The sequence below is a fragment of the Runella aurantiaca genome (genome assembly GCF_003339505.1).
Classification (GTDB): domain Bacteria; phylum Bacteroidota; class Bacteroidia; order Cytophagales; family Spirosomataceae; genus Runella; species Runella aurantiaca.
Genome location: NZ_QPIW01000037.1, coordinates 56,505 through 66,697, shown reverse-complemented (window position 1 = coordinate 66,697; position 10,193 = coordinate 56,505). Strand labels below are relative to the sequence as shown.

The window sequence follows — 10,193 nt, the reverse complement described above, 5'->3', positions numbered from 1 at the left end:
ATGAGTGCCTACCACAGCACCGAGTTGTGCTTCTTGTCGGCGGTGTATACCAACTTGCTCATCACCAAACAGCCAACTTATTTCTACTTCAAGCCGTATCCAAACGGTTTCAAAAACAATAAGTTGTTTGTATCGCCTGATATTCTCCCCAAAGGAAGTGTGTACATCAGCGCGTGCTACATCAATGATGAGCCGTACCCCAATTTTGACGCCAACGAGTTATTTGTCACACTCCCTAAAACCGACGAAAGGGTTCGGGTGAAAGTGCTTATAAGTCCAGTTATTTAAATTAGACAATACACTATCGACATGAAAGTAGCCGAGAATATAATAGAGAGCATTGCTGTCATTGAGGTGGAAGGCAACATAGATAGCAAAACCGCCCCTGAATTTGAAAAAGCCGCCATTTCGGCCATCAAAGGACAAGGGCAAGTCATTATTGACCTGAGCAAAGTGGAATTTCTTTCCAGCGCTGGTTTACGGGTTTTATTGATGATTTATCGGCAAATAAAATCGCAAAGCGGAAAAGTGGTACTCGTGGGAGTATCCGAAGATATTCAGGACGTAATGTCGAACACTGGTTTTATCAACTTCTTCATCATTGTAAACACATTAGAAGAAGCGGTAGAAACACTAAAAAAGGGCTAACTATGGCAGATATTCGTATTGATTACTACCCAACCCACGAACACGAGGGTATAAAATTCCGACGGGGGCATACGCTGCCGTTTGGAGCAACCATGGTGCCAAACGGGGTCAATTTCAGCGTCTATTCAAGTGCTGCTATTTCATGTACTTTGGTTCTTTTTGAACGGGGCGAAGCCCAGCCGTACGCAGAAATCCCGTTTCCCGACGAATTCAGGATTGGGGATGTGTATTGCATGACGGTTTTCGACCTTGATTTTGAACGACTTGAATATGGCTATCGCATGGACGGGCCTTTTAAACCCGAAGAAGGTCATCGGTTTGACAAAAATGTCATCTTGAGCGACCCTTACGCCAAAGTCTTAGGAGGCCGTGATACGTGGCGTGCCCAACCCAACTGGGATGATGTGTACCCCTATCGTTCACGGTTGGCCTTTGAAGATTTTGACTGGGAAAACGACCACCCACTCGAAACGCCCATCGAAGATTTATCCATCTACGAAATGCACGTGCGGGGTTTTACGAGTCACCCCTCGTCAGAAACCAAAAACGCGGGTACCTTCGCGGGGATACGCAGCAAAATACCGTATCTCAAATCGCTGGGTATCAACTGTATCGAACTCATGCCCATTTATGAATTTGACGAATGGGAAAATAGCCGCACCAACCCCAAAACGGGAGAATTGTTGGTCAACTATTGGGGATACAGTACCGTAAACTTCTTTTCGCCAAAAGCAGGCTACGCCGCCACGGGTAAGTTTGGAATGCAGGTGGATGAATTGAAAACCCTCATCAAGGAACTGCACAAAAATGGAATCGAGGTGTTTCTGGACGTGGTGTTTAACCACACCGCCGAAGGAGACCACCGTGGGCATACCATTTCGTTTAGAGGAATTGACAATAAAACCTACTACATGCTCACGCCTGAGGGGTATTATTTCAACTTCTCTGGAACGGGCAACACCCTGAATTGTAATCACCCCGTGGTTCGAAACATGGTGCTTGACTGCCTTCGTTATTGGGCGTCAGATTACCACATCGACGGTTTCCGCTTCGACTTGGCCGCCATTTTGGGCCGTGCCCAAGACGGTAGTCCGTTGAGTAACCCACCGCTGTTGGAATCACTGGCGTACGACCCCATTTTGGCCAAGTGTAAACTGATTGCCGAAGCTTGGGACGCTGGCGGTTTGTACCAAGTTGGCTCGTTTCCTGCCTACGGCCGCTGGGCCGAATGGAACGGAAAATACCGCGATACGGTGCGCCGTTTTCTGAAAGGAGATACGGGTCTGGTGGGAGAAATGGCCCAACGGCTTCAAGGTTCTCCCGATTTGTACCCCTCACGAGGGCCAACCGCGAGCATCAATTTCGTGGCCTGTCACGATGGGTTTACGCTGCACGATATGTTTGCCTATAACGAAAAACATAACGAGGCCAACGGCGAAGACAACAATGACGGTGCCAACGACAACAATTCGTGGAACAGTGGTTGGGAAGGTGAAACCGACGACCAAGCCATTAATTTTCTGCGCCATAAACAAATCAAAAATGCCTTGACAATTTTAATGGTCAGTCAGGGGATTCCGATGATTTTGATGGGCGACGAAATGGGACATACCCAACTCGGCAACAACAACACATATTGCCAAGATGTGGAATGGAACTGGCTCAATTGGTCATTGGTCAATAAAAACGCCGATTTGTTTCATTATGCCCAACAGATTCTACGTTTCCGCCGGGCACACCCCGTACTGAGAAGCCCAACCCACTTCCGGCATTATGACTACGTAGGTAGCGGTCTGCCCGATATTAGCTTCCACGGCACGCTAGCATGGCGGCCAGATTGGTCGGCAGAAAGCCGCACCTTGGCTTTTATGCTCTGCGGTAGCCACGCCAAAGGAGGAACCATCCGCGACGAAACCATCTACGTAGCCCTGAATATGTACTGGGAACCACTGCATTTTGAACTTCCGACGCTGGAACCTGGGCTGAAATGGCACGTCTTTGCCAACACTGACATGGCCAACTCGGAAGACATCCACCAAATTGGAGAGGAACCATTGCTCGAAAATCAAGCAGGCTTTTTTGTAGGCGGACGTTCAGTCATTATTCTGGTCGCAAAATAAAATTGATTAATCTCAACCAAAAACACTCAATAACATGGATTTTACAATAACCTCAGAAGTAGTCGATAAGGTTGCCAAACTCAAACTGACGGGTGAGCTGGATTCATTATCAGCCCGGGTTTTTCAAAAAGAAATCGAAAAAGTAGCGCTTGAATCGCCTACCGAACTCGTTCTGGATTTAGAAAATCTGTCGTTTATGTCATCGGCAGGGTTGCGTGTTTTGATTTTTTCAAAGCAAAAAATGGGCGTTGGGCTTACGATTTACATTGTAAAACCGCAGGAAATCATCGTCGATACGCTCGAAAAAACGGGGCTTCAACACAGCGTCAATATTGTTGATCAATACCCTGTTTAGGTCAACACGACACGTAAATGTTTTTGGATACATAAAATAGACTTAAGTAGTTGAAAATTGGTGTTAATACCTCATTTATCAGCTACTTAAATCTATTTTAATGGTAAAAGCAACCAACAACATTTAGGCTTCGTATAGAGAATCAACTCAATCATCGTTCGTACTTTGTCAATTAACAAATGGAACTGAAAACCTTTCCGGCAACCATTGACTCGCTTGATGCCATTCGGCAGTACGTCAAAGAAAAATCCCAAGAGGCGGGAGTAGACAAAAAAGCAACCTATAATTTACTGGTAGCGGTCGATGAAATTGCGACAAACATCATCTTGTATGGTTATCAAAATACTGGATTAGAGGGAAATATTGACGTCTTTAGCGAAGCTACGCCTACTCAATTTAAAGTCATTTTTGAGGATGATGCTACCCCCTTTGACCCTACCACACGCGAACTCCCCGACGAGGAAGATTTCAATCTACCACTGGAAGAAAGGCCCATTGGTGGACTAGGAATTTACCTTACCATTACCGGTGTAAGTGATTTTTCTTATGAGTACAAGAATAACCGAAATCGAAATATTTTCGTAGTGGATATCAAAAGTCCTTAGCCCAAAGGGGCAACCCTTGACTGTTTTTTTTTAATATGGCACCCAACAGAACTTATGCGAACCCCTACCCTGGACTGAGAAGTTTTGACTCCAAAGACGCAAATCTTTTTTTTGGAAGAGAAACGCACGTCAAAAAACTGAGAGAAAAGTTAAGTAGCTCGCGTTTTTTGGCCATTATCGGTTCGTCTGGAAGTGGAAAATCTTCGTTAATTAAAGCCGGCTTGATTCCGTCATTGGAAAAAAACCGATTGGAAAACACGAATGAAAATGGCTGGCATATTCTCATACTAAAACCGGGGGCTAACCCTATAAAAAACCTAATAAGTATTCTTACCGATTACTTTTCAAAATATAACATCGGTAGTTCTTCCCCAGAAATCATTAACCACCTAGAGTCGTTCATTTTCAATGATTCTGACGGTTTAACCAAAGTTTTTCAGCTTTTCGGTGACAAAAATATCTTGTTGGTCATTGACCAATTTGAAGAAGTATTTCGCTACCGCCAAAAAGAAGCGCAAATCACCACAGACCGTGATGAAACCATTCTTTTTATTGAATTTTTAATCCGACTCATTCAGCAACGCACCCTGCCAATCCACGTGGCGCTCACGATGCGCTCTGACTACTTAGATTATTGTACCAACTACAACGGCCTGACCGAGGCCATCAACCGTGGGTATTATCTATTGCCCAAGATGAATCACGCCGAAATCATTCAGGCCATCAACGGGCCACTCGAAACTGTTGGTGTAGATATTTCACCCACTTTAGTAGACCGTCTCTTGGGCGACATTGGCAGTAAAACCGACCAACTTCCCGTACTTCAACATTCGCTCATGCGAACGTGGGACTATTGGCAAGTCCACAAATCACCGCAGCAGCCGATTGATGAACAAGACTATGAGGCCATCGGAACCATGTCTGATGCGCTTTCACTCCACGCTGAAGAAATTTATCAGGATGTTTTTGATGCTAAACGCAAACAAGTAACCGAAAAACTTTTCAAATCCCTGATAGTTGTCGGTTCGGGAGATGTCGGAGTGGTTAGCCCGACCACGGTATCAACCATCAAAAAAGTAACTGGTGTAAATGAATTTTTACTTTTGGATGTCATTGACCGCCTGCGCGAGTTGGGGACTTCTTTTCTTTCGCCCTCCTACTCCACACCGCTGTCTGATGCATCGGTGGTGGACCTCACCCACGAACGCCTCACGTACCTCTGGAAACGCCTCAAAACATGGGTCGATGAGGAGTCGGAATCAGCAAAACTATACAAAAACCTAAGTTTCTCGGCCGATTTATACCAACAGGGAAAAACAGGTTTATGGGTAAATCCCGAATTACAAATCGGGTTGAGGTGGTTGAAAGAAAACCGTCCCAACAAAGAATGGGCGCTCCGCTACGACCCCTATTTTGAAAGAGCCATCAATTACCTTGAATACAGCCGAAGCCAGTATGAATTTGAGGTACAAAATAAAGAAAGTCGCCACAAAAAAGAGGTAAAACGAACCCGCCAATTTGCCATTGCTTTGGGCATTGGGTCGTTGTTGTCACTCATGTTTTTGGTGGTATCCATCATTCTCCGAACGCAAGCCCAACAAAGTGAAAAGGAATCGTTAGAAAAAGAGCAGCTGGCATTGTCGGAACAAAAGAAAGCAGAAGTCCAGAAACGAGAAGCGATTTCCCAAAAAAGGATTGCCCAACAACAAGAAGAAATTGCCGAAGCTCAAAAACAACTGACCGAAGAACAAAAAAAGATTGCGGTAACGGAACAACGAAAAGCGGAGATTCAGCGGCAGGAAGCAATCATGGCCCAAAAGGCGGCAACTGAACAAAAAAACAAAGCAGAAATAGCCCGGCGCGACGCCGAAAACCAAAAGACAATTGCCGTAACCGCCAAAAGTGAGGCCGAAAAACGCAAAGACGAGGCCGAAAAAGCAAGCCGCGAAGCCGAACGACAAAGAACCATCGCCGAAAACGCCAAGCGAGATGCCGAACGACAAAAAGTAAAAGCAATTGCCCGGGCAATTGCCATTCAGTCGTTTCAGATGCCCGAAAATTCGCAGGATGAATTGCCAGCATTGTTGGCCTTGCACGCCTATAACCTCAACCTGAAGAGCCAAGGCGAAAAAAGTAATCCTGACATTTTTAATGCCCTGGCCAAAGCTGCTGGAACAACCGCAAAAGTTATACTAAGACGGCACACCGATGTGGTGCGCTCAGTAGCTGTAGGTGTTAAATCAGGCGATAATATCTTTGCTTCTGGTAGCGATGACGCCACCATTAAACTCTGGGACTATGGCCTCAGCCCGATACAGCCCACCCGTTCTTTCAGTCGCGGAAATAAGTCAAACGAGGGATTTAGGGCCGTTATTTTAGATAAAAACGAGAAAAAGCTAATTGCTGGTGGAGCTTTGGGCACCTTATTCAGTTGGAACATAGACTCCCCTACCCCAACACCGTTTGTAATGAAGGGGCACCGCAGTCCAATTCATTCCCTATTGTTAGCCGAAAACAATAAAATGGTTTCGGTGAGCAACGATGGAAATATTCGGACCTGGAATCTAACGGGCAACGGCATTGACTCCGTGGCTAGTATTCGTTCAGGGATAGATATTTTTTGCGCAAAACTTAGCCCAGATGGCCAAAAAATAGTGTGCGGCTCCAAAGAAAAAGTCGTTGTTTTTGAACTAAATGATTTGAAAAAAGCACCCAACGTCTTTTCTTTTTACGGAATGGGCGCACGGGTAACGGCGCTGGCATTCAGCCCCAACGGAAGGAAAATATTGACTGGTAACTCTGCTGGTGTTTTAACGGTATGGGACTATGAAAATGACAAAATCGTTGAATTTTCGGCGGGGACGGTACTGGGCAAGCACAATTCGACCGTCAGTGATATTGTCTTTTCTCCAGATGGTCATTTGGTAGCAACGAGCAGTTTTGATTGGTCGGTTCACCTTTTTAATTACGAAGATATTACACGCCAGCAACAGCCCATTGTCATCAATGATTTCAACACATGGGTAACGGGCGTGCGGTTTACAAAAGACAGTAAAAAACTAATCTCTTATGGCGCTGACCGTACGGTACGACTCTGGGATATTGGCATCGATGACCTTTATACTAAAGTAAGCAAAAAAATAACCCGGGATTTGACCGTCGACGAATGGAATAAATATGTAGGAAAAGATGTCGAATTCACAAAAGTGCAAACTGCCTTAAAGTGACGTTACTTTGAAAATGACCTGTACAATGATAAAAATTATACAACTGATAAAATGGGGAATTTTGGTTGGGGCATGCTTACAGGCTACGTGCTCAATGGGACAAATTTGTGATGAAACGGTGAGCATTCCCGAGGCCGAGAAAAAGTACACCACGGGCAACTTTGACGAAGTCTTCCAAATCCTTCTGCCCTGCCTGAAAACCGATTTTTCGCCTACGGCCAAAGTTCAAGCCTATAAGATACTGGCCATGGCGCATTTGGCAATGGATTCAAGCTCCAGAGCGGCCGAATCCATTCAGAGTTTGTTGGCTATCAACCCCAATTTTGACCCAGATTTTGCCTCATCACCACAATTCAAAGATATGTTTCAGCGTATCAAAGATTCGCAGGAGCGCATTGTACAAATAACCTCCGTATCAAAAAGGGCTGAAAACGTATTGAAAGTACCCGCAACTGTAATCGTTATAACGGAGAAAGATTTTGTCAGACGGGGCTATCAAAACTTAGAACAACTCCTGCACGATTTGTCAGGATTCGACATTGCAAAAGGCAACGGTCCTGGCTATTCAAATTTCTACACGCGGGGCTACCGGTCTACCTCCAACGACCGTATGTTGATGCTTATTGACGGAGTAGAAGAAAACGATTTGGCCTCAGATAATATTCCCATTTCGCGACAATATACGCTTTCCGACATAGACCGGGTGGAGGTAGTGTACGGGCCAGCTTCGACTTTGTACGGCAACAACGCTTTCATGGGGGTGATAAATATCATTACCAAAAAATACCGTGAGATTATCGACGGGAACAACAAAGTGCGGTTTAATGGCCAAATAAAGTCAGGAACTTGGAAAACCCGGTATGCCGACGGAACCATAGCGGTCAAAACCAAAGACGTGGCCATTTCTGTCACGGGTAGGTTTTTTGAGTCCAACGAAATGAATTTGTCGAAATACCCGGAATGGAATTACGACGCCCGCAACCCCGCCGCCTATGGCACACGACTAGACAGAACGGGTACCGATGCCCTCAATTACATCAACAATACCCAACTGCTGACCAAATTTCCAAACTCTGATTTGTTCAATGTTGAATTTACCAACGGTGTACCTAGTGCGCTTCGGCTAACCCCGAAGGGCGCCGAAAAAGCCGCCGAGCTTGACAATCGACTTTTTAACGGGAATGCCTTGGATAAACCCGTTCAGTTCAACGATTATTCTAAGAACTGGTACATGAAAACCAAAATTGAGTTTAAAGAATTAACCATTGCCATCACCAACTGGAAAACCGACGAAGGAGCCGTGCCGTGGTATACCAATTTATCCCGAATCAATACCGCCGACCTAGGCCGGTGGATAACCTATTACCGAAGTTTTGCCGTTACGTACAATAAGGTTATAAATGATAAATTCCAGATTATTAACCTTTCATCCTACCGCCTGCACGAAATAGATGGAGGAACCAATTTGCCCTCTTATCGCGGTTATTATAACGCCCGTCTGGGTATCGCCGACTTAGCCGCAGGCACGGCCCCTACCTTCTCCACCACTTATAATTACCGCGTTTCAAACCAGTTTCGCAACGAATTTCGGGCGCTCTGGAGTCCTTTGCTCAACCTCGACGTCAACGGTGGTGTAGAGTACAGAAACAGTATAATTCAGGGCAATTACGTTACCTCTGGTACTGGTAATCCCGAAGAACAGGGTTTTCCTGCCGATACCCTACGGGGTGGTAACAACTTCCGGGTTTTTGATATAGGCATCTACGCCCAAGCCACGTATCGTTATTCCGAATCGCTCAGTTTGGTAGGTGGTTTACGGGTTGACAACAACCGTGTAAGAGATAATGGCGGATACGGCATGGTAGCAAACCCTAGATTATCAGCCATTTATAGCAAGGGGAGCTTTATCCTAAAGGCTATTTATGCGGAAGCCTTTAAGGATGCTTCATACCTTCAAAAATACGGCACAACCGCCGAACGGCGGTTGAATAACCCTACGCTTCAACCAGAAAAAGTGAGAAACATGGAATTCAGCCTTTATTACAAACCCATCAAAGACCTTAATATTACGGTTGCCGCCTACCGCGCCAACTACAGTAATGCGGTGGGTTTGGCCTCGGTCGTATTAGAAAACGGCACCAAAACCAATCAATTTCAGGGTATTGGTCGTCAGCGGATTTGGGGGCTTCAGGCCGAAGTAAACTATCTCTGGGAAAAACTCAACGTGTGGAGCAATTTTACATATACAAATCCACTCGACTTAACGTCAAATTTGCGTATCAGTGATATTGCAGATTTTTCATTCAATATTGGGGCAAATTATCAATTCACAAAAAGTCTGAGGCTAAACATCACCTCTCACTATGTGGGTGCCCGTAAAACGGGAGCTGGAACTTCTGGCAGCCGAAACCCCATCCAACTGTTTGCCCCTTATTTCATCATGGATGGTGCTCTGACTTACCACGATGTCATCAAAGGTGTATCGTTACAGATAACAAGTTATAATCTATTAAACAAAGAATATTTTGTCCCTGGCATCAGAGAAGCCGATAATATTGTGGGAGCGTCGCGCTTTCCGCAAGAAAAACGAAATATTTCAATGGGTATATTGTTTGAAATAAAATAATTCATGATGAACACTTTACCCGATTTTTTTGACTTTTTGGTAATGGAAAGAAATAAAATTAAGTCTTTGCCCGACGGGTTTGAAATACATGAGGGCTATTTTCCAGAACGAATGGAAGAAATTGGTCGGTTCAGAATTAGGGCTTGGCGGAATGAGAATGGAATAAATCCAACATTTTTTTCACAGGATGTTTGGATAGATTCTTTAGATAAAAACGCGCACCATTGGATTATAACCAAAGAGGAAGTCATTGTGGCCGCGGCACGTTTAAGTTTTCATGAGTGCATTGAGGAAGTTCCTTACGCTGATTTTTTGCACGACGAACATCGTCCGCTTTTTCAAAAAAGCCCCATTGCTTCCATCAACCGTTTGGTGGTCGACCCCGCGTTTCGGGGTCGGGGTTTTGCCAGAATTCTGGACAATGAGCGCATTAACGAAGCGGCAAAGTCTGGCTCTAAAATAATGATTGCTTTCCCACAGTTGTCCCGACTTGTGCATTTGCAAAAACTAGGTTTTAATTTAATTTCTCAACTTGAAAACATCCCCGAAATGCCCGAACGGCCTTTCTTCCTCATGAAGCTAGACCTTTAGTCCATTTATATTTTACTTGAT

Annotated in this window: 8 protein-coding genes; all 8 read left to right on the top strand. The window is 44.9% G+C overall.

The genetic code is table 11. The features are described from left to right. On the top strand, positions 1-288 hold a 288-nt coding region (locus DVG78_RS27445; RefSeq protein WP_199563304.1), incomplete at its 5' end, for a hypothetical protein. A gap of 21 nt (positions 289-309) precedes the next feature. Continuing rightward, positions 310-648, top strand: a complete 339-nt coding sequence (locus DVG78_RS27440) for an STAS domain-containing protein (protein WP_114464216.1) — start codon at positions 310-312, stop codon at positions 646-648. Positions 649-650: 2 nt separating this feature from the next. Further along, a complete protein-coding gene (glgX, locus tag DVG78_RS27435; RefSeq protein WP_114464215.1) occupies positions 651-2,768 on the top strand; it encodes a glycogen debranching protein GlgX in 2,118 nt (705 codons plus the stop codon). A 34-nt stretch (positions 2,769-2,802) separates the two neighbouring features. After that, the gene (locus DVG78_RS27430) at positions 2,803-3,123 is read left to right on the top strand and encodes an anti-sigma factor antagonist (protein ID WP_114070625.1); all 321 of its coding nucleotides are present in this window, start codon (positions 2,803-2,805) and stop codon (positions 3,121-3,123) included. A gap of 179 nt (positions 3,124-3,302) precedes the next feature. Further along, positions 3,303-3,728 carry an ATP-binding protein gene (locus tag DVG78_RS27425; protein WP_114464214.1) on the top strand — a complete coding sequence of 142 codons (426 nt, stop codon included), beginning with the start codon at positions 3,303-3,305 and terminating at the stop codon, positions 3,726-3,728. A 35-nt stretch (positions 3,729-3,763) separates the two neighbouring features. After that, a complete protein-coding gene (locus tag DVG78_RS27420) occupies positions 3,764-6,955 on the top strand; it encodes an nSTAND1 domain-containing NTPase (protein ID WP_114464213.1) in 3,192 nt (1,063 codons plus the stop codon). A gap of 94 nt (positions 6,956-7,049) precedes the next feature. Continuing rightward, a complete protein-coding gene (locus DVG78_RS27415; protein ID WP_158550126.1) occupies positions 7,050-9,581 on the top strand; it encodes a TonB-dependent receptor plug domain-containing protein in 2,532 nt (843 codons plus the stop codon). A gap of 3 nt (positions 9,582-9,584) precedes the next feature. Continuing rightward, positions 9,585-10,172 (top strand): GNAT family N-acetyltransferase, encoded by a 588-nt coding sequence (locus DVG78_RS27410; protein WP_114464211.1) that lies wholly within the window; start codon positions 9,585-9,587, stop codon positions 10,170-10,172. Positions 10,173-10,193 lie beyond the last annotated feature (21 nt).

Excerpts from the sequence above, each read along its gene's own strand:
- DVG78_RS27440 (WP_114464216.1), top strand. The coding sequence starts at position 310 with ATGAAAGTAGCCGAGAATATAATAGAGAGCATTGCTGTCATTGAGGTG.
- glgX (WP_114464215.1), top strand. The coding sequence starts at position 651 with ATGGCAGATATTCGTATTGATTACTACCCAACCCACGAACACGAGGGT.
- DVG78_RS27430 (WP_114070625.1), top strand. The coding sequence starts at position 2,803 with ATGGATTTTACAATAACCTCAGAAGTAGTCGATAAGGTTGCCAAACTC.
- DVG78_RS27425 (WP_114464214.1), top strand. The coding sequence starts at position 3,303 with ATGGAACTGAAAACCTTTCCGGCAACCATTGACTCGCTTGATGCCATT.
- DVG78_RS27420 (WP_114464213.1), top strand. The coding sequence starts at position 3,764 with ATGGCACCCAACAGAACTTATGCGAACCCCTACCCTGGACTGAGAAGT.
- DVG78_RS27415 (WP_158550126.1), top strand. The coding sequence starts at position 7,050 with ATGGGACAAATTTGTGATGAAACGGTGAGCATTCCCGAGGCCGAGAAA.
- DVG78_RS27410 (WP_114464211.1), top strand. The coding sequence starts at position 9,585 with ATGATGAACACTTTACCCGATTTTTTTGACTTTTTGGTAATGGAAAGA.